We start from the raw sequence: 20,038 nt of genomic DNA on the forward strand, positions 1-20,038 counted from the left end.
CTCTTTTGCGTCTTCTGAGTCGCTCGAGTATCGTTGAGGTATCGACGGCGCTCGCCGCAAAGGCTAGACACGAACCGATGAAGCGAGCGGAAAGGGACGATCGGTGCCGGTCAACACTGCGAGCCTCGTTATCGGGTTGTCCTATGCGAGCCTCCTCTTCTTGGTTTCGGTCGGGCTCTCGGTGGTTTTCGGGCTCATGCGGTTTGTCAATCTTGCGACGGGATCACTGTACCTGATCGGAGGGTACATTGGCTGGTCGGTGGCCCGCTCCACGGGGAATTTCCTCCTCGCCCTTGTCGCCGGTGCCCTCGCTGCGCTCGTCGTCGGAGTCCTGATTGAGCGCGGTTTCTTGCAGCGTCTCCACCGAAAGGAGCTGCTGCAGGTCTGCTTGACGCTCGGTGTTGCGTACATTGTGCAAGACGTGACCCGCTGGATCTGGGGTGGTGACCCCCTGCGACTCCGTCCACCAGAACTCCTGCGCGGTTCGATGGAGCTCTTTGGCTCAGTTGTTCCGATTTATCGAGTCGCACTGATCGGAATTGGCGCAGTGCTCGCTGTCCTCGTTTGGTATCTCCTGGAACGGACGAAGTGGGGTGCCTACGTGCGCGCCGGAGTCGACGATCTCGAAATGGTAGAGTGCCTTGGCATCAATGCTCGCCGAATCTTCGCGATCGTCTTCTCGCTCGGAGCATTGCTCTGTGGCCTGGGTGGAGCGCTCGGTACCCCGGTGACTGGCGTGGCACCGGGCACGGACATTCAATTGCAGCTCATGGCCCTCATCGTCGTTGTCCTTGGAGGTCTGGGATCAGTGACCGGTGCCATTATCGCGAGCATCGTTGTCGCTCTGGTCGATACAATCGTGCGGACGTTCTGGCCTGAGGCCTCCTTCTTCGCCGTGTGGGCACTCGCTGCGTTGGTCCTTATCGTTCGTCCGCAAGGCCTACTGGGCCGCGCAGCGTGAAGGGACGGGGAGGAGACCATGAACGCCAAGTCCATCACCGCTCAGTGGCGACCGGCCGCGATCCTCGGGCTGCTCGTTCTGCTGCTCATCGCACCGTTCGTCCTTCCGACATACCCTCTCAGCGTCTTAACAGAAATTCTGATCTTCACGCTCTTCGCAATGTCGCTCAACATCCTGCTCGGGTACGCTGGCCTACCATCGCTCGGCCATTCTGCCTTTTTCGGAACCGGCGGTTACGCAGTCGGGCTCCTTGCCAAATATTTTGGCACCCCGGCACCGCTAGCCTTACTCATTGCAGTCGGTGCGGGAATCGCACTCGCGCTCATCACGGGACCGTTCGTCTTGCGCACCCACGGCGCGTACTTCCTCATCCTGACGCTTTCCTTGACACAGGTACTCTTCGGGATCGTCTGGCTCTGGCGTCGAGTCACCGGGGGTGACGACGGTCTTCCCGGTATTCCGACCCCAAAGCTGCCGTTTCTCCTCGGCCGCGTATCTGATACCGCCAACTTCTATTACCTGACGCTTATCGTCGTAGGCATCGCGATCGCTACCATCGCATGGGTGGTCCGCTCTCCTTTTGGACTTGCGCTCGTGGGTATCCGCGAAAATGAGCGGTACCTAGAAGGCCTTGGCTATCCGACGTGGACGTTGAAGTACGTGGCCTATGCGCTCGCTGGCGGATACGGTGCGCTGGCCGGGGGCCTGTTCGCGTACTTCAAAGGCTTTGTCGGGCCAGGGCAGATTAGTTGGCTTCTCGCTGGCGAAGGGATGGTGATGGTCATTCTCGGTGGTGCCGGCACCTTCTGGGGCCCAGCGATCGGGACAATCCTTGTTCTTCTCCTGCGTTATGAAGTGAGCGCCTTCACTCAGCGCTGGGTGATGATTCTCGGCATTGTCTTCATCCTAACCGTTCTCCTGCTTCCACAGGGAATTGTGCGGTTGCCGAATCGCATTCGTGAGATCCGTGCCCAGTTGCGGCGAGAAGCTCCGCTTCCTCGGCCGACAGCACCAGCACATCACACGCCATCTGAACGCGCGGTCGAACAAGTCATCGAGAGGTCCTAACGATGGCCGTACCAGCACTGCAGCTCGATCACGTCAGCAAGGTCATAGGCGGTCTCACTATTCTCGAAGACATCTCGCTCACCGTCCAGCCAGGGGAGCGGCGAGCAATCATTGGGCCAAATGGCGCGGGGAAGACAACATTACTGAATGTCATCGCGGGGTTCCTCCCGGCCACACGCGGTCGTGTCCACGTCTTCGGGCGAGAAGTCACAAAACTCCCCGCCCATCGTCGCGTCGACGTGGGCCTTCTGAAAACCAATCAACAACCGGCAGTGTTCCATGAGCTTACGACACGCCAAAACATCCTGATTGCTCTGCTGCGCGGACGCCACACGCCCCTTGGACTCGGTGGACTCGTCGAGCGCGACCGTGAGATTCAGCGCCGGGCAGAGCAGGTGCTTGAGGAGTGGGGATTGCTCGACGTGAGTGACATCGAAGTCCGGCATCTTCCCCACGGCTACCAACGGCGGGTGGAACTCGCTGCACGCTTCGCCCTGCGCCCCAGACTCTTGCTCCTTGATGAGCCAGCCGCTGGACTGGCCGTCGACGAGATACCCGCGTTTATCGAACGGCTCAAACAACTCCCACGAGACATGACGGTTGTGCTCGTCGAGCACAGCATGCGAGTCGTTTTCTCCTTTGCCGATCGCATCACCGTGCTGCACCACGGGGCGGTGCTGGCTGACGGAACACCGGACGAAATCCAGCAGAATGAGGAAGTGCAGGCTGCTTATCTCGCGGGAGCGATGCGAGGACGCGATGCTGGAATTGCGTGACGTTTACGGTGGCTATGGTGAAGGATTTGTTCTCAACGGTCTTTCCCTCACCGTAGAAGAGGGGCAAGTCGTCGGGCTGCTCGGTCGCAACGGGGCCGGCAAGACAACAACGATGCGTGCTATCATGGGGCTCCTTCCGCGCTTGGCAGGAGAAATTCGGTTGCGTGGGGAATCGCTGGTCGGCTTGCCACCATACGTTATCTCGAGTAAGGGCCTCGCACTTGTCCCACAAGGTCGGCGGATCTTCCCTTCACTCACGGTCACGGAAAACCTCCTCCTTGGTGCTCGCCCACCACGCTCCGACCAGCGCGTGCGGTGGACAGTCGAGGAAATTTACCGCCTCTTCCCTATCCTTAAGGAACGCGGGAAGATTCGCGGGACGCTCCTCAGTGGTGGTGAGCAGCAAATGCTCACCATTGCACGCTCGTTAATGACCCAACCGGTCGTCCTGCTCTGCGACGAGCCGTCCGAGGGACTAGCACCAGTGATGGTGCAGCGCGTCGGGGAAATCTTGCAGCGACTCAAGCAGGCGGGGCTCTCGATTCTCCTCGCCGAGCAGAACCTCGATCTTGCCCTCACGGTAATCGACGTTGCGTACATTATCGATGAGGGGCGAGTCATTTGGCACGGCTCGGCGCAAGACCTCCTCGCAAACCGGGATCTGCAGGAGACGTACCTCGGTCTGCGGGTCGAGGTGTGACACCAAGACGGTCCGGCCGCAATGCCTTCCTCGCCATCCTTTCGTCTCTGCACGTGGAAACGGTCGTTGACCGGTGGCTGCCCTCGGCTGCAACCGTGCACCCGCCCCTCGCGCCCGAGAGACGTTTGCCGTCAGACGACGACCGAAGAGGCGCCGGATGGGTGAACGTGCGCCCTCGGTAACATCCGAGGTGGCATGATGAAGGGAACCCGACGATGTCGCGGATTACGCTCACCCTTGCTGCCGCGCCGTATGACCGGATCCTCCCGCTCGTCGATGGTCGTGTAACGATCCGCGGTATCGAGCTCATTTATTTACCCCAACTGGTTGAAGAGACGTTCTGGCGTATGGCTCGATACCAGGAGTACGATGTCGCTGAGTTCTCCTTGTCCTCCTACCTCATCGCGCGGGACCGTGGTGAGCCACGTCTTACGGCAATTCCTGTTTTCCCTTCCCGAATGTTTCGGCATTCCGCTGTCTACGTGAACACCCGCGCCGGTATCAAGGAACCGCGTGACTTGATTGGACGACGAGTGGGGATACCCGAATACCAGCTTACGGCACTCCTGTGGGTACGTGGAATCCTCGCCGACGATTACGGCGTCCGTCCGGAAGACATCGAGTGGTATGTGGGTGGTGAAGAACGGCCAGGACGACGAGAGAAGTTACCACTCCAACTTCCGGATCGACTCCGGATCCATCCAATCCCCCCGAACACCACGTTGACCGAGCTCCTCGTCCGCGGCGAACTCGATGCAATGATCGCTCCACGCGCCCCCTCCGTGTTTCTCGAGGGAGATCCCGCAGTGGGCCGCTTGTTCCCCAACTATCCCGAGGTCGAGGCTGAGTACCTCCGCCGGACCGGCATCTTCCCTATCATGCACGTCGTCGTGATCCGTGATGACGTCTTGGAACGCTTTCCTTGGGTCGCCCGCAATCTCTTCGAGGCATTTGAAGCGGCTCGTCGTATCGCCCTGACTGACCTGCGAGAGACCGCAGCACTGGCAGTGATGCTGCCCTGGTTGCATGCAGAAGTCGAGCGCACACGGACGCTCCTTGGTGAGGATTACTGGCCCTACGGCATCGACGCGAATCGACACGTCCTCGAGACAGCGATCCGCTACGCGCACGAACAGGGTCTCATCCGACAACGGTTCCGCGTCGAGGATCTCTTCGCTCCTTCAACGTTGGAGGAGTTCGTGATCTGAGGGGTGCAGGTATGGGGATTGATCCTCGCGAGCTGGTTGCACTTGCCTGTCAGGTACTCATCCTTGAGGGACAGGACGACTATGTATGAGGACACGTGTCAGTACGGGATCCGGATGGTCGCGGTGTGTGAATGAAAGCAGCGGGACTCGGCTTCGAGGAAGTCACGCCCAGTGACGTCCTCCTTGTCGATTGGCATGGAACCGTCCTGGTTGGTTCCGGGAAACGTCATAGCGAATACCCGATCCACACCGAAATCATGCGCGCCCGTTCGGATGTCAACGCCGTGGTCCACACGCATCCGCCCCATGCGCTGGCCTTTGCCGCGCTCGGCGTTCCTTTGCGGCCGATCAGTCACGAGGCGACGGTTTTCGTTCCACCCGATATTCCTCGCTTCACACTGACCGGAGATCTGATCACGACACCTGACCTCGGCAAGCAGTTCGCTGGCACGCTTGGGGATCGGCCAGCGATCCTCCTCGTTCACCATGGTATCGTCGGGGCCAGATGTTCCCACTGCAGTGTTCCGCGCCCTTCTGCTCGAGCGAGCCTGTCACAAGCAGCTCCTCGCGATGGCTGCTGGAGGACCTCAGACATGGTCCAGCGACGCAGAAGCACTGAACAAGCGGGAACATTGCGACGGGCCAATGCAACGTTCGGCCGCCTGGGAACTCCTTGTACGGTGTGTGGAGCGGAGGCGGAGGGAAAGGGACCGCTGAAATTGCACCTTTGTCCCGTATAGGCGAACGGAAGGCTGGCAGACGGTCTCCTGTTCTCTATGCTCCGCACTGACGATTCGACAAGAGCGGCTCGCACGGATCAAGGAGAGGTGTGATGACGATCGATCACCACATCCACGCAATTCCTCAGGGGATGGTGGATTGGTTGCGGGAGCACAGCGAGCAGGCTGACGCGCGCTTCGAGCGACGCGATCCGAGCAAGGCGCCCTTCCTGATCATCGGCGGTCGTTGGCCGTTCGAGCTTAAACCCGTCTTCCACGACCGTGATCAGTTTCTCCAAGCGCTCGAAGCTGCGGGTGTTCAGCGAGCGTTGTTGTCTCCCATCCCACAACTGTTCCTTTACGACGCTGAGCCGAGCCTCACGAGAGAAGCAGCACGCGCATATAACGAGGCACTTCTCGCCTGGCGAACCAGGGCCCCGAATCGAATCGCGCTCCTCGCGACCGTCCCGCTCAATGATCCAGACGCCGCCGCAACCGAGCTCGTCTGGGCCATGGAGCAGGGGATGCGTGGAGCAATTATCGGCCCAGGTGTCGGAGATCGCCTCCTCAGCGACCCGTTCTTTGCGCCATTCTGGAGTGCTGCCGACGAGCGACAGGCGATTATCTTCCTTCATCCGCTTCTGAGCCGCGATGGACGACTCGCACGTCCTCAATTACCGAACCTTGTCGGCGTGCCGTGGGAGACAACAGTCGCCGCAGTGGACCTCATCTTCGGTGGCGTGCTCGACCGATATCCGGGAGCGCGCATTCTTCTCGCTCATGGAGGTGGGTACCTCCCCTACCAGCTTGGTCGACTCGAAAAGGGCTATGAGGTCTGGGAGGCGGTGCGACGGCAACTTGCAGCGCCGCCAACGGCGTATCTCGGCCGCTTCTGGTACGACACTGTATTGTGGCGTCACGAGACGATCGAGTACCTATCTGCCGTAGTGGGGCCGGATCGCCTTGTACCTGGCTCGGACTTCCCGTTCGATCTGGCAATGTGGCCCCCAGCGGTTCTCTCACAGGAGTCGACACAAAGTCCTCTCATTGACTGAGATGAGTTCTGCTATAGTGAATGATTGAGACCTGAACTTTCCAGTGGTTCTGATTATCTGAACCCAGGGCTTGCACGCTCTTAATATCGCCATTTATCTTACTGAGTAGACAGCACCCGGTTCGGATCCCTGGCGATCGAAGGTGGTTGGCAGGGGAGGTACAGCATGTCGGCCGCAGCAGATTACGGGTACATCTTCGATGTCGCACAACTCGCACATATCGAACTCCTGACGCCGGACCTTGAGCGGTCGCTCTGGTTCTTCCGCGATCTCTTAGGCATGGAAGAGGTGGCGCGGAAGGACGGGTCAGCATACTTGCGAGCCTACGACGAGCGTTATCTCACCTCGCTCAAGCTCACCCCTTCTGAGAAGCCTGGGCTTGGACACGCCGCGTGGCGGGCCCGCTCGCCTCGAGCACTCGAGCGCCGCGTCCACGCCATCGAAGCGACAGGTCTCGGTCACGGATGGATCGACGGCGACATCGGGCACGGCCCAGCCTACCGATTCACGACACCTGAGGGACATCCGATGGAGATTTTCTGGGAGGTCGAATGGTACGAGGCCCCCGGAGATCTTCAAAGTCGTCTCCCCAATCGGCCTCAAAAGCGGCCGGGACGCGGTGTGCCGGTCCGCCGCCTCGACCATATCAACCTCTTTGCCAAGGATGTCAAGCGCTGCGGTGACTTCATGATGGAAGCGCTGGGCTTTCAGCTTCGCGAATACATCGAAGCGCGTGCGGGCGGATACCGTGGTGTGTGGCTCTCGGTCAGCCCGATGGTGCATGAAATCGCGTTCATGCACGACGAGGCGGGTCCAGGTGGTCGGCTGCACCACATTTGCTACTGGTACGGTTACCCACATCAGCTCTGGGACGTCGGCGACCTCTTCCGTGAGAATCGCGTCCATATTGAGCTCGGGCCAGCCAAGCACGGCATCACGCAAGCAATGCCGCTCTACGTCTACGAGCCAGGCGGAAATCGGGTCGAGCTCTTCGGCGATGTAGGCTACCTCATCTTCGAGCCTGACTGGCGCCCCATCCGCTGGACCGAGGAGCACATCGAACGTGCTGCGCAGGAGGGTGGCCTGCCCTGGCTCGGCGGCAGCTTCCCCGCCGAATACTGGGTGTACGGGACGCCAGCAGCACAGATCGGAGTGGAGCGTGCTGCTACAGCGCCCACTGAATGAGCTGCACACTCATCGGAGGTGATCGGCATATCGCTCGGGAAAGAAGCGGGCTGACTGCTGGTTGTCGGGTTCTCTGATGGAGGAGGAGGAATAGGATGCACCGGTATACACGTCGAGCGGTTCTCGGTCTCGTTGGAGCAGCCAGTGTCTCGGCCCTGTTGGCAGCTTGCGGTGGTGGCCAAGCGACGCCCACTCCGGCACCGCAACCATCGCCGACGCCACCACCGGTCCAGCAGCCGTCGCCGACGCCGACTCAAGCCGCAGCAGCGACACCGACCGTTGTCGCCACGAAGCCGCGCAAGACCATGCGTGTCGGCTTCGCCATCTCGAAGAGTGGCCCGTACGCTGCCGGAGCCGGGATTACCATCTATCCGAACTACATTCTGTGGGCCAAGGATGTCAACGACGCCGGCGGGATCGACCTCAGTGACGGCGTCTACACCGTCGAGTTGATCGAATACGATGATCAGAGCAGCCCTGAAGAGGCAATCAAGGCAATCCAACGTCTCGTCAATCAGGACAAGGTGGATCTCCTCCTGCCGCCATGGGGTACCGCGATGAACCTCGCTGTCGCACCGGTGTTTCATGAGTTCGGATACCCCCAACTTGGTGTCGCCAACCTGAGCGACAAGACCCCCGAACTCGTCAAGCAGTGGCCTGGCTATTTCACGTTCCTCGGCACGTCCAGTCAGTACTCTGAGGCCATCGCCGACCTCCTCGGTGACCTTGTGAACCAGGGGAAGATCGGGAAGAAGGTCGCGCTCATCTATGTCGACGATGCTTTCGGCCTCGAGTTGTCCCAAGCTGCGCGCAAGAAGTTCGGAGCGACCGGATTCGAACTTGTGTACGACCAGGGATACCCGCTCGGCACGACGGACTTCCAACCGATTCTGACTGACATCAAGCAGCGGCAACCAGACGCATTCGTCGCCTGCAGCTATCCGGGTGATACCCTGACGCTCCCCGAAGCCGCGATGGTAGTGGATTTCAATCCGCCGGTCTTCCTCACCGCCGTCGGCACAGCATTCCCGGTCTACATCGGCAAGTTCGGTCAGAATGCCGAGGGGGTTATGGGACTTGGTGGGATCGATCCGAAGAGTCCCGGCCTCATGGACTACTACAAGCGCCACAAGCAGGTTACCGGCCAGGATCCCGACCGATGGGGTAGTCCCATCTGCTACTCGTCGTTACAGGTACTTCAGCAAGCGTTGCAGCGCGTGGGCAAGATCGATCGTCAGGCCATCATTCGGGAAATCGCTACCGGCTCGTTCCAAACGATCATCGGCACCGTCAAACTCGAGGGCAATATCTTTTACGGAAACTGGTTGCTCGGTCAGTGGCAGAATGGGGAGTTCCTCGCACTGTGGCCGAAGAACAGGGCTGCAGCCGCACCGCTGGTGCCGAAGCCGGCCTGGAAGAAGTGACCGGGCCTCGCCCGGCCATACCACCGTGGCGGGCGCGGGATGAGCGGGCCACGTCGTCGAGGTGCCTTCCGCACGCGTGCGGGGGGCACCTCGACCATCGCCCCTTCGTGACCAGGCCTCTGCCCGCTTCGACCAGCCACAACCGAGCCCATGCGGGAGCAAAAGGTCTTGAAAACCGTGGCCCAAGTCCATTACAATCTGCTTGATCGCTAAAGTTCCGCTGCCGAGGCACTGAGTCGGAACCGAGAGATCGGTTGTGCGGCCGAAAACGACGGAGGGGAGATGGCATCACTACTCGATGCACTCGTGACAGGCATCGTCTACGGTGGTATCTACGCGTTATTGGCACTCGGCTTGACGCTGCAGTACGGGGTTGCCAGGATCCTGAACCTGGCCTACGGTGACTTTCTCATCGCCGCAGCCGTCTTCGCGACCTTACTCTACCAGCGGTATCAGCTCAGTCCCCTCATCTCGCTCGTCGTCCTTCTGCCAGCGAGCTTCGTCGTTCACCTCCTCGTCTACCACCTCGTCTTCGTGCAGCTCGAGCGGCGTCGAGGCTCCTGGCGTGCGATGGAGGCCTCGAGCATCCTGTTGGCCTTCGGACTCTCGTTCGTGGTCTCCGGGGCGATGCTCGCGATCTTCGGTGGCCAGCTGTTCAGCTACTCCTACTTGCTCGTTCCCATCCAGCTCTTCGGTAGCGTCGTCCCGGCGAATCGCCTGCTCGCCTTGATTCTCGCCCTCGCCTTTGGTGCATTCGCGTATCTTTTGCTCGTCCGAACGCGTATTGGCACAGCGATCCGCGCCATCGCTGTCGATCCGGACGGGGCGCCCCTTGCGGGGATCGATGTTCGTCGCTGGGCGGGATTCACATTCGCCTTCGGCGGCCTCATTTGCGCCGCGACGGGTGTGCTCATCAGCATGTTCCAGACCTTCAATGTGCCGATGGGGGTCACCTTCACGCTGAAGGCACTCGTCGTCGTGATCATGGGTGGCGTCGGCAATGCAGTGGGAGCGCTCTTCGCCGGCTTGATCCTCGGTGTCACCGAATCGTTCGTGGCCCGTTTCATCAGCCCGGGCCTGACGCTCGCTGCGGTCTACGGCTTGTTCGTTCTCGCAGTCCTCACGATGCGGACGGGGATTTTCGGAAGGGCACTCCGGTGATGACGTCCATTGCGCGTGTCGCCGTTCTGCCGGTTCTCTTGCTGCTCACAGCACTCGTACCGTTCGCTGGAAACGACTTCTACATCGCACTCGGCCTCTCGATTCTGCTCAACGCCGTCCTGGCGACGGCGTGGGGACTTTTCGCCGGACCGACGAAGTACATCAGTCTCGCCACAGCGGCATTCTTCGGCGTCGGGGCATACACGGTCGGGCTCTTCTACGAACGCGTGCCGATGATCGCACTCTACCCGCTCGCCGCACTGATCGGGGCCGTCCTCGCGGTGTTCGTCGGTCTTACCACATTACGGATTCAAGGCATGTACTTCACCATTTTCACCTTCGGCCTCGCCGAGCTCATCCGCCAGCTAATGACGTGGTACCAGCGGAGCGTCACCGGATCGGTTGGGGTCTACATCATTACTGACATCACTGCGCGGCAAATCTACTGGAGCCTCACCGCGTTGCTCGCACTGACGCTCTTCGGTGGATGGCTGCTCGCTCGATCGCGGTACGGTCTGGCGCTGCTCATGATCGGCGAGGACGAACTCGCAGCGCGGCATAGTGGAGTACGGACCACTGCGGTCAAGGTCGTCGTCCTCGCCCTGACCTCGGCAATCATGGCGGTCACCGGGGCGATCGTCGCACCCCGTTGGACCTACCTGGACCCCAACATTGCGTTCAATCCCACGCTCTCCTTTATGCCGGCCGTGATCGCGCTCCTCGGTGGGATGCAGCGTTTCTGGGGACCACTCGTGGGAGCCGTCCCGCTCGTGTTCCTCTTTGACCAGTTGAATGCACGCTTTCCGACGACCTACACGTTCATCCTCGGTGTCCTCTTCATGATGATCGTCTTCGCCATCCCTGATGGAATCCTCGGCCTCCTACCCAAACTCCAGCAGCTGCGTCGCGCAGCCCCCGCTCCCGCTGCGCCGCCAGCATCTCTCAGTGCTCCCCTCGAGCCTTCGACCCCCGTACGCGGTGCGAGTCCCAGCGTCGATGGGATGAGTAGCCCAACACGCAGTCCTTCACCGGACGGGTCGGTTCTCCTCGAGGTGCAGGGACTCCGGAAAGCGTTCGGTGGCATCGTTGCGGTCGATGACCTCTCATTCACGATTCGTGAAGGTGAGGTCTTCGGCATCATCGGGCCGAACGGGTCGGGCAAGACGACGGTCCTGAATCTCATCTCCGGGGTCTACGAGCCGGACCGCGGGAAGATTCTCTTCCTCGGTCGGTCGCTCGCACACAAAGCGCCGGAAGAAATCGCGCGAGCTGGCATCGCGCGGACCTTCCAGCTCGTCCGCATCTATCCTGCATTGACGTGCCTCGATCATGTGGTTCCGGCCGCCTTGTTCGGCGGACACGTCCGCTCACTCGGGGAAGCCCGCGTGTACGCTCGCGAGCTGCTCGAGGAACTCGGGATGGGACAATTTATCCACGTTCCCGCTGGCCAGTTGAACTTCATCGATCAGAAGCGCCTGGAACTAGCACGGGCCCTCGCACTCCGGCCGAAACTGCTCCTGCTTGACGAGTGGCTCGCCGGGCTCAATCCATCGGAAATGCTGATCGGGATGGAACTCATCGAGTCCCTACGGGGACGGGGAACGACGATCGTGCTCATCGAGCATCTCATGCAGGCGGTGCGGCGCCTCTGTGACCGCTGTATCGTCATGAGCTTCGGCCAGAAGATCGCCGAAGGCACACCAGAAGAAGTGCTCGCGCACCCGGAAGTGGTTCGAGTCTACCTCGGAGAGACGGACGATGCTTGAGATCCGCGATCTGACGGTCTTTTACGGACTCCACGCGGCGATTCGCAATGTGTCCTTGCAGGTGGCGCCGGGTGAGATCGTGGTCGTACTCGGAGCGAACGGCGCGGGGAAATCGACTCTCCTCCGGGCGACGATGGGGATGGTTCGTCCAGCCAGCGGTCACGTGCTCTTGGACGGTCTCGATCTCACCAGTCTCGTCCGCCGCAACCTGACGGCTCAGGTGGTCGAGCAAGGGCTGGTTCTGGTGCCGGAGCGGGGTGGAACCTTCACGGACCTCACCGTGCGCGAGAATCTCCTGCTCGGTGCATTCCCACGGCGGGCACGTGCGCGGGAGCAAGAACTGATGGAGTTCGCCCTCAGTCTCTTCCCGCGCCTCAAGGAACGCTGGAACCAGCGAGTCGGTACGATGAGTGGTGGCGAGCAGCGGATGGTCGCCGTGGCCCGGGCACTCCTCTCTGCTCCACGCTTCCTCCTCCTGGATGAGCCGACGCTCGGACTGGCCCCCGTACTCGCCAAACAATTGCTCCGCGTCCTACCCCAAATCGCCGCGGAAGGAATCGGCGTGTTGCTCGTCGAACAAAATGCTCACCTGAGTCTCGCCGTTGCCCAACGTGGCGCGGTTCTCAGTAACGGCGAACTCGTCCATGCCGCGAGCGCGGCCGAACTCCGGGACGACCCGGTCGTTCGTGCAGCCTATCTGGGCACCCAATAGCGCGGCTTCGCGACGCTACGCCTCATCGTTCCGGACAAGGTACGTACGTCTCCGTCAGCGCGGGCCCTTGCGCGGATGGTCGTTCAGAATACCGGAATCCGTGACTTGCGGGACGCATGGTTTTCCTATAAACTATCGAAAGCGTAGAGCTGAACAGACGACAAAGCGATCGCCTGACCGAAAGTGTAGTTTGCTGGTCAGGCACATACTGGAGGAGAGGAGGCTGCGGGTAACTACGAGTTCTCCAGTGTTCGGGTACGCCGACTCACAGTCCAGAGTTCGTTCGGCAGTGAACGGGGAGGAGAAGAGTATGCGTGTCTCACGACGACGGTTCCTCGTTACCGCGGCAGCTCTCGGCGCTTCTGCCCTCTTGGCGGCATGTGGCCCGGGCCAGGCTACACCAACGCCCGCTCCGCAGCCCACGCCGACCACCGCCCCTCCTGGTCAGCAACCAGCGGCAACGCCCACTCCGGCCGCCGCGGCCACGACGCCGACGGTCGCTGCCACTCAGCCCACGAAGACACTGCGCTTCGGCTGCGCGGTGTCGCTCAGCGGGATCTTCGCGGCCGGCGCCCAGGCGACGATCGTCAACTGCTACAAGCTGTGGCAGAAGGATGTCAACGATGCAGGCGGCATCCAGCTCAGTGACGGCCGCTACATGGTCGATATCATTTGGGCCGACGACCAGAGCAATCCTGAGGAGTGCATCCGCCAGGTCCAGCGGCTCATCACTCAGGAGAAGGTCGACTTCTTAATTCCTCCGTATTCGACGGGTATCAACCACGCTGTCGCACCGATTTTCCATCAAAACGGCTATCCGCAGGCTGCAGTCGCAACCTGGGTCACAGAGGAGGATGCACGACGCTTTCCCTACTTCTTCAGTTTCCTCGGGCGACCGGAGCAGTACGCTGAGCAGGGGATTGTCGAACTGCTCAAGTACCTCAATGGGCAAGGGAAGGTCGGCAAGCGCGTCGCCATGCCCTACGTCGATGCCGAGTTCGCACTTGACTTCGTCAAGCCACTCCGACCGGCCCTGCAGGCCGCTGGCTTCGAGATCGTCTACGACCAGGGCTATCCCATGGAAATCAGCGACATGCAATCCATCATTACCGAAATCATGCGTCTCAATCCCGATGCGGTCGTGGCAATCTCCTACCCGAACGACTCCATGCTGTACGTGCCAGCGATGAAGGTTCTCGGCTATAACCCAACCGTCTTCTTCGCTGCCAACGGACCGAACTACACATTCTTCATCGGCACATATGGCGAGGATGCGGAAGGCGTTATGGGGCTCGGTGGCATCGATGTCCGCAATCGCCAAATCGTCGATTTCTACAACCGTTACCGCGATTTCACCGGCCAGGAAGCCGACCGCTGGGGTGGTCATGTGTACTATATTGTCGGTCAGGCCATCCAGCAGGCGTTCGAGCGTGTCGGCAAGGTCGACCGCAAGGCGATCGGCGAGGAACTCAAGAATGGAACCTTCGACACCATCATGGGGCCGGTCAAGCTGACTGGCAACGCCTTCCTAGGCAACTGGCTTATCGGGCAGTGGCAGCGCCAACCGGACGGCAAGCTCGAGTATGTCGCTATCATGCCGCGGGACCGGGCTGCCGCGGAGCCCCTCGTTCCCAAGCCGAACTGGAAGGGCTGATTGGTGGCGACTGCGGAGGGGGAGCGAAGGTCCTCGCCCCCCTCCGCTCCCTCTTCCAGCTCCCCTCACCAAAGCGGAGCGGCGTCTGGGTGTACACGCACGCGGAGAAGCCGTTTTCGGACGTCCACGGACCACCTCCTCGAAGAAGTCACAACGTGTGAGGCGTACTGCATCGCGTACTCGCTTCTCCCACGCTCTCGAGGACAGCTCAGCCTTTCGGGTCATTCTCGCCGCCAGCAGGGACGGCTACCCGCGATTGGGCCGAAGTGTCCCCTCTAGCGCCGTTCTCGTCCCACTTCGTAGTGCACATTCCGGGCTTCGAAGAAATTGACGATCTCTGGCACGTCCACTTGCGTTGCCATCCAACGCAGTGGGTTGGGATTCCCGAAGGCCGGCGGTAACCCGAGCTCCTCGAGCCGCCGGTCGGCGATGAATCGCACATACCCGTTCAACGACTCCGCGTCGATCCCGATCAGCGGCTCCGGTAACACGGCCCGGTTGTATGCCTCCTCCAGCGCGACTGCTTCGAGAATGAGCTCACGAAGACCACGCCCGAACTCCGGGGTCATGATCTCCGGATGCTCCTCGAGGATCGTCGTGATGAGATGGATCCCGAAGGAGAGATGCAGGGATTCGTCCTTGAGCACCCAGTCGACGATGCTGCACAGACCGCGCAGAAGGTTGCGCTGCCGGAATGCCAGTGCGAGTGCAAAACCCGAATAGAAGAAGATCCCCTCCAACACGACGAAATAGCCGACGAGGTTACGGACCAGCCGCTGCAACCCCTCCACGGTCTCCGTCTCCGGCAACGCCAGCCACGCCTCAGTCAGGCGACGCTGGAAGGCCTCCTTGGCCGCGACCGCGGGATACTCGAGATGCAGTCCAAAGACCCGCTCGCGGTCAAGTGGTAACGTCTTGATCACATATTCGAAGGCCATCACGTGGTTCGCCTCCTCCCAGGCCTGACGCGCAAGATAGAGCCGCGCCTCGGGAGCAGTCACCACCCTATAGAGGCTCAAGAGGAGGTTCGTCGTGACCAGCGACTCCATCGGGTTGAAGAAGCCGAGGAACATCTCGACCGCCCGCCGCTCCTCGTCGGTGAGCCGCTCGAACCAATCGCGCACATCGTCGTGCAACGGCACCTCCTCCGGAAACCAGGTGTTGTGCTTCGCCTGCTGCACGTGCGCATAGGCCCACGGATGACTCAGCGGGAAGAGCTCGACAGCCGCGAGAGGATCACCACCGAGTAGCTTCCGACCCATTGCCGTACCCTTCCTTCCAGCGTCATGCATGACCTCACTGACAGCTCTCGCAAACGCCGTTCAGGGTGCAGGCCACACTCTCTCGCGCCAGCACATCCTGCTCGGCCCGCTGCACCCACTGCGGCCGCCGCCGCGCCTTATTCACCGCAACAGTCGACTGCTCCACTTCCATTCGTGACCGCACAAAGCAGTAGTAGGTACTCTTCAAGCCCTTGCGCCATGCGGAGAGGTAGGCTGCACTCAGCTGCCCCGGCCGATCGGCCGCGTGGTACAGATTGCGGCTCACCCCCATGTCCACCCACTTCTGTACGCGAGCTGAAACCTCGATGTACGCCTCCGCAGGAATCTGGTAGGCTGTCGGGAATCGGTCGACGAGCTCCGGCGGGCATCCTGGTACGGCCCGCAGGTCACCTCGTGCAGCGACGATCTCCGGTAAGAGCGTCTCCCACAGCCCTCGCTGGCGTAGCTCCTCGACAAGCACCGGATTCACCTCGAGGAACTTCCCAGAGAGCGTCTGCCGACTGAAGACGTTGGCATAGTAGGGATCAAGGCTCGGCGTCGTCCCGGCAATCAGCGCAATGGTCGCCGTTGGAGCGATGGCCATTACGGCGCCATTACGCATGCCACGCCGCACGCGCTCGCGCAGCGTCTCCCAATCCAGCCGGCTTGAGCGCGCGACTTCGATGGGCAGTCCACGCTCCGCCTCGAGCTCCGCGAGCGTATCCAGGGGGAGCACCCCTTCTGCCCAACGTGATGCCGCGAACGTGGGAAAACTTCCCCGCTCCACTGCCAGTTCACAGCTGGTGGCAATAGCGTGATAGCTCAAGAACTCGGCAATCTGGTCGGCGATCTCGGCAGCCTCTGGAGCAGCGTACGAAACCCCACGCCGAGCCAGGAGCTCGGCAAAGCCCATCAGGCCCAGACCGACAGGACGATTGCGCAAGTTTGCACGTTCGGCCCGCTCAGAGGGGTAGAGGTTGATGTCAATCACGTTGTCGAGCGCGCGCATCGCTCGCCGTACCGTCTCGGCAAGCCGTTCCCAAGCCAGCTCACCATTCGGCCCGCAATGCCGCGCCAGATTGACACTGCCGAGATTGCAGACTGCGACGTCCTCTCGACTCGTCGGCAGAAAGATCTCAGTGCAGAGATTGCTTGAGTGGATGATGCCCACCCCACGCAACTGGGAACGGAGGTTGCCCGCATCCTTAAAGGTGATCCAGGGATGGCCGGTCTCCATGAGGCTTGCCAAGATCTGCAGCCAAAGCTCGCGAGCGGGCAGCACGCGCCACGCACGCCGCGGGAGAAGCCCACTCTCAGCCTGCCGACAGAGCTCGCGATACCGGGCTGCAAACGCCGTTCCGAAGAGGTCCGGAAGTTCCGGGGCGACTGCCGGGTCAAACAGGTACCATGGCTCATCTGCCTCAACACGACGCAGAAACTCATCGGGAATCCAAAGCGCCGTATTGAGCTGGTGCGTGCGGCGGTACGGATCACCAGCATTCCGCCGAAGATCAAGGAACGCCTCCACTTCAAGGTGCCACGGCTCAAGATAGACACACATCGTGCCCCGGCGCCGCCCACCCTGACTGATCGAGGCAATCAGCGCATCGTAGAGATGGAGGAAAGGAATGAGGCCGCCGCTTGTCCCGTTGATTCCGCGCACCGGAGCTCCGACCGCCCGGATACGAGTCACGGCAGCACCGATGCCCCCGGCATATTTGGCCAACATCCCAAACTCGTAGGCCGAGCCGAGGATGCTTTCCAGGCTGTCTTCCACCTCGGCCAGATAACATGAGGCGAGTTGGTGGTGTGGCGTCCCAGCATTGAAGAGTGTCGGTGTGCTCGGCAAGTAGCGGAGGCTGCTGAGGAGGTCATACCAGCGCAGAGCCCAGGCGGTCCGCTCCTCAGGCCGCTCGGCCAGCGCCAATCCCATGGCCACGCGCATGAAGAGGGACTGCGGTCGTTCCAGGATCTGCCGTGTTTCAGGATCTCGCACCAGGTAACGATCCGCCAGCGTGGCTACAGCCATGTATCCGAGCAAACGGTCACGAGCCGGATCTAAGGCTCCTGCAAGTTGCTCAAGATCGAAGCCGGCCAGCCGTTCGTCGAGTGCTCCACACGCAATGCCGCGCTCGATGTACCGGCGGAAATGCTCCGGATAGGACAGAACAACGCCGCTATCCGCCTCAAGGGCGATCTTCCGCAAGAGCAGTGCCGCCGCCTCCTTCTCCGCCTCGGGGCGATCTGGCAACTGCTGGAGAACTGCAAGGATTTGGGCTTCCAGAAGACTCGTCTGCGGCGGGATCACCGCTTGCAGTTCGAGTGGAAGCGTCGTTGCCATTGCTCCGTCCTCCCTTCTCTCTTCCCGCGCCCAGGAGGCAGGGTAGGACGGAGTCGGTGCGGATACTTCCCCGGGGAACGCAGCACCCGCGACAGCGCGCTCGCCTGCGCGTCACCGATCTCCGGCCCGCACCCACCCGCGAGGCGCGGTACCGCTGTGTCCTGCAGGACGGGTCGGTCTTCGGGCTTGCGGATCGTCCTACTAGCTGCGCCTTCCCAGCGGATCTTCCGCCAGTGGCTTTCCGGTCGCAACGACCAGGTGCAGTGTTCGTCCCCGCTCACCGCTGCGGGGCAGCGCCGGAATTACACCGGACTTCCCAGCACCCGCCCTGGGTTGGAGAGACCACAAGATGTTGCGCTTCTCCCAAATTGCACCGCTACATCTCGTGGTCACATCCACAGTGTACGTGCAGGTAGTATGCCTGACAAGATGTTCCAGAAAGACCCACCCGATCGCTCAGTCAGGGCAATGCAGCGTCCAGCTCCGTTCGTGTGCACCTGTGCCACTTGGCACAGCGCGCGGGAAACCAAACAAGAAAGACATTGGGCAGCGGTTCTGCGCGGCAAGGACGGCATGGAAGCTCTCTCCACACGACCAGAAAATCAGGAACCCCTTAGTACAGCTGAAGGCCCTCCAGAAACTCCCTATAGGCTTCGTGCAAGCCAATCTTCTGCTATGATGACGATGCCAAAGGCTGCAGGACCAAAGACCAAGGGGGGAGTGTATGGCTCAGCCGACAGTCGTCTTCTTTCCTGAAGGTGCCTACGGACCGACCAATAACTGTATCGGCATCGGCCGTGCCCTCCAGGAACTCGGAGTTCGTGTTGTCTTCGTTGTCGAGGAGTCGTTTGCCGGAACACTCGAGGCCAAAGGGTTCGAAGAGCGACTGATGCGGCTGACCCCACCACCCGAACAACCTGAAGAGCCTGGACAGTTTTGGAAAGACTTTATCGCCAACACTGCGCCACATTTCCGTGAGAGTACGCTGGAGCAGATCCACACGCTCATCGCCCCGATCTGGGAGTCCTTGATCGACGGTGCACTCTACGTGGAACCAAGACTCCGTGAGATCTTTGCCGAACTTCGCCCTGATGTCATCGTCGAGGACAACGTGGTTGCCTTCCCAGCTGTCGTGACAGCCGGTGTCCCTTGGGTTCGTATCGTATCCTGCAACCCACTGGAAATTCCTGATCCAAACCTCCCTCCGGCCTTGAGCGGTCTACCAACCACTGACCGTTCACAGTGGGACGCCTGGCAGCGTGAGTACTGGTGCGCTGTTGGCTCTCTCCACCAGAAGCTCGACTCCTTCTGCCGTGAGCAGGGCGCTCCCCCACTACCTGAGCATGCGTTCATCTGGGAAAGCTCCTATCTCAACCTGTACCTCTATCCGGCAGAACTTGACTACCCACGTTCCCAACCACTTGCGCCAACCTGGCATCGTATCGACTCCTCAGTTCGCGACACCGAACCACCGTTTGAACTCCCCGAACAACTGCACGACGGTGGTCCGCTGCTGTACGTCAGTCTCGGAAGTTTGGGATCAGCTGAGCCGGAACTGATGGGTCGGCTGGTTGACTTGCTTGGGCGCACCGACTACCGGGTGATTATCAGTCTCGGGCCTCAAAAAGGAAAACTTGCCCTTCCGGACAATGTGTGGGGTGACGAATATCTGCCTCAGCCTTCGATACTACCGCTGGTCGATGCTGTGATTACCCATGGCGGCAACAACACCACGACGGAGTGCATGCATTTTGGCAAGCCGATGCTTGTTCTGCCGCTCTTCTGGGACCAGCATGACAATGCACAGCGCGTGGCAGAATGCGGTTTTGGCTATCGTTTCCACCCCTATCAGTTCCGCGACGATGATTTTTTCCGTGCTCTTGAAGACCTCTTGACGAACCAGGAGCGCAAGGCACGCCTGGCAGCGGCGAGCAGCCGGATTCAGGCGGCAGACGGACGCCGACGCGCAGCACGCCTGATCGCCGAGCTCGCACGCACCAAACAGCCGCTCTACCGCACGTGAGTACAGGGGGTGCAGTCAGGTAC

General features: G+C 60.9%; 16 protein-coding genes and 1 riboswitch. Of the genes, 14 read left to right on the forward strand and 2 right to left on the reverse strand.

Annotated features, from left to right (window positions below; all coding sequences use genetic code 11):
* Positions 1-103: 103 nt before the first annotated feature.
* From NET03_RS01785 to NET03_RS01845, 13 genes are all read left to right on the forward strand, one after another.
* Entirely contained in the window at positions 104-961 is an 858-nt protein-coding gene (locus tag NET03_RS01785; protein ID WP_252127175.1) for a branched-chain amino acid ABC transporter permease, read from the forward strand.
* An 18-nt stretch (positions 962-979) separates the two neighbouring features.
* Positions 980-2,029: a branched-chain amino acid ABC transporter permease gene (locus tag NET03_RS01790; RefSeq protein WP_252127176.1), complete on the forward strand. Its 1,050-nt coding sequence runs from the start codon at positions 980-982 to the stop codon at positions 2,027-2,029.
* A 2-nt stretch (positions 2,030-2,031) separates the two neighbouring features.
* The gene (locus tag NET03_RS01795; RefSeq protein WP_252127177.1) at positions 2,032-2,805 is read left to right on the forward strand and encodes an ABC transporter ATP-binding protein; all 774 of its coding nucleotides are present in this window, start codon (positions 2,032-2,034) and stop codon (positions 2,803-2,805) included.
* On the forward strand, positions 2,789-3,505 hold the full coding sequence (locus NET03_RS01800) for an ABC transporter ATP-binding protein (protein ID WP_252127178.1): 717 nt from the start codon (positions 2,789-2,791) through the stop codon (positions 3,503-3,505). Before NET03_RS01795 ends, NET03_RS01800 begins: the two co-directional genes overlap by 17 nt.
* 215 nt (positions 3,506-3,720) lie before the next feature.
* On the forward strand, positions 3,721-4,713 hold the full coding sequence (locus NET03_RS01805) for a PhnD/SsuA/transferrin family substrate-binding protein (protein ID WP_252127179.1): 993 nt from the start codon (positions 3,721-3,723) through the stop codon (positions 4,711-4,713).
* A 131-nt stretch (positions 4,714-4,844) separates the two neighbouring features.
* Positions 4,845-5,453 carry a class II aldolase/adducin family protein gene (locus NET03_RS01810; RefSeq protein WP_252127180.1) on the forward strand — a complete coding sequence of 203 codons (609 nt, stop codon included), beginning with the start codon at positions 4,845-4,847 and terminating at the stop codon, positions 5,451-5,453.
* Positions 5,454-5,545: 92 nt separating this feature from the next.
* Positions 5,546-6,487, forward strand: a complete 942-nt coding sequence (locus NET03_RS01815; RefSeq protein WP_252127181.1) for an amidohydrolase family protein — start codon at positions 5,546-5,548, stop codon at positions 6,485-6,487.
* A gap of 165 nt (positions 6,488-6,652) precedes the next feature.
* Positions 6,653-7,672, forward strand: a complete 1,020-nt coding sequence (locus tag NET03_RS01820) for a catechol 2,3-dioxygenase (RefSeq protein WP_252127182.1) — start codon at positions 6,653-6,655, stop codon at positions 7,670-7,672.
* A 95-nt stretch (positions 7,673-7,767) separates the two neighbouring features.
* Positions 7,768-9,096 (forward strand): amino acid ABC transporter substrate-binding protein, encoded by a 1,329-nt coding sequence (locus tag NET03_RS01825; RefSeq protein ID WP_252127183.1) that lies wholly within the window; start codon positions 7,768-7,770, stop codon positions 9,094-9,096.
* Positions 9,097-9,378: 282 nt separating this feature from the next.
* Entirely contained in the window at positions 9,379-10,257 is an 879-nt protein-coding gene (locus tag NET03_RS01830; protein WP_252127184.1) for a branched-chain amino acid ABC transporter permease, read from the forward strand.
* On the forward strand, positions 10,257-12,023 hold the full coding sequence (locus NET03_RS01835) for a branched-chain amino acid ABC transporter ATP-binding protein/permease (protein WP_252127476.1): 1,767 nt from the start codon (positions 10,257-10,259) through the stop codon (positions 12,021-12,023). The genes NET03_RS01830 and NET03_RS01835 overlap by 1 nt, the downstream gene beginning before the upstream one ends.
* Positions 12,016-12,735 carry an ABC transporter ATP-binding protein gene (locus NET03_RS01840; protein ID WP_252127185.1) on the forward strand — a complete coding sequence of 240 codons (720 nt, stop codon included), beginning with the start codon at positions 12,016-12,018 and terminating at the stop codon, positions 12,733-12,735. Before NET03_RS01835 ends, NET03_RS01840 begins: the two co-directional genes overlap by 8 nt.
* A gap of 310 nt (positions 12,736-13,045) precedes the next feature.
* Positions 13,046-14,389, forward strand: a complete 1,344-nt coding sequence (locus tag NET03_RS01845) for an amino acid ABC transporter substrate-binding protein (RefSeq protein ID WP_252127186.1) — start codon at positions 13,046-13,048, stop codon at positions 14,387-14,389.
* Positions 14,390-14,664: 275 nt separating this feature from the next.
* On the opposite strand, the gene NET03_RS01850 is transcribed toward NET03_RS01845, so the two are convergent.
* Both NET03_RS01850 and NET03_RS01855 read right to left on the reverse strand, forming a co-directional pair.
* Positions 14,665-15,651, reverse strand: coding sequence for a ribonucleotide-diphosphate reductase subunit beta (locus NET03_RS01850; protein WP_252127187.1), 987 nt, complete (start codon positions 15,649-15,651; stop codon positions 14,665-14,667).
* Positions 15,652-15,685: 34 nt separating this feature from the next.
* On the reverse strand, positions 15,686-17,992 hold the full coding sequence (locus tag NET03_RS01855; protein ID WP_252127188.1) for a ribonucleoside-diphosphate reductase subunit alpha: 2,307 nt from the start codon (positions 17,990-17,992) through the stop codon (positions 15,686-15,688).
* A gap of 154 nt (positions 17,993-18,146) precedes the next feature.
* A riboswitch (cobalamin riboswitch) is annotated at positions 18,147-18,334 on the reverse strand.
* Positions 18,335-18,716: 382 nt separating this feature from the next.
* Between NET03_RS01855 and NET03_RS01860 the strand changes: the two genes are divergently transcribed.
* Positions 18,717-20,015 (forward strand): glycosyltransferase, encoded by a 1,299-nt coding sequence (locus NET03_RS01860; RefSeq protein WP_252127189.1) that lies wholly within the window; start codon positions 18,717-18,719, stop codon positions 20,013-20,015.
* The last annotated feature ends 23 nt before the right edge of the window (positions 20,016-20,038 follow it).

It is taken from the genome of Thermomicrobium sp. CFH 73360, assembly GCF_023806465.1.
GTDB lineage: Bacteria > Chloroflexota > Chloroflexia > Thermomicrobiales > Thermomicrobiaceae > Thermomicrobium.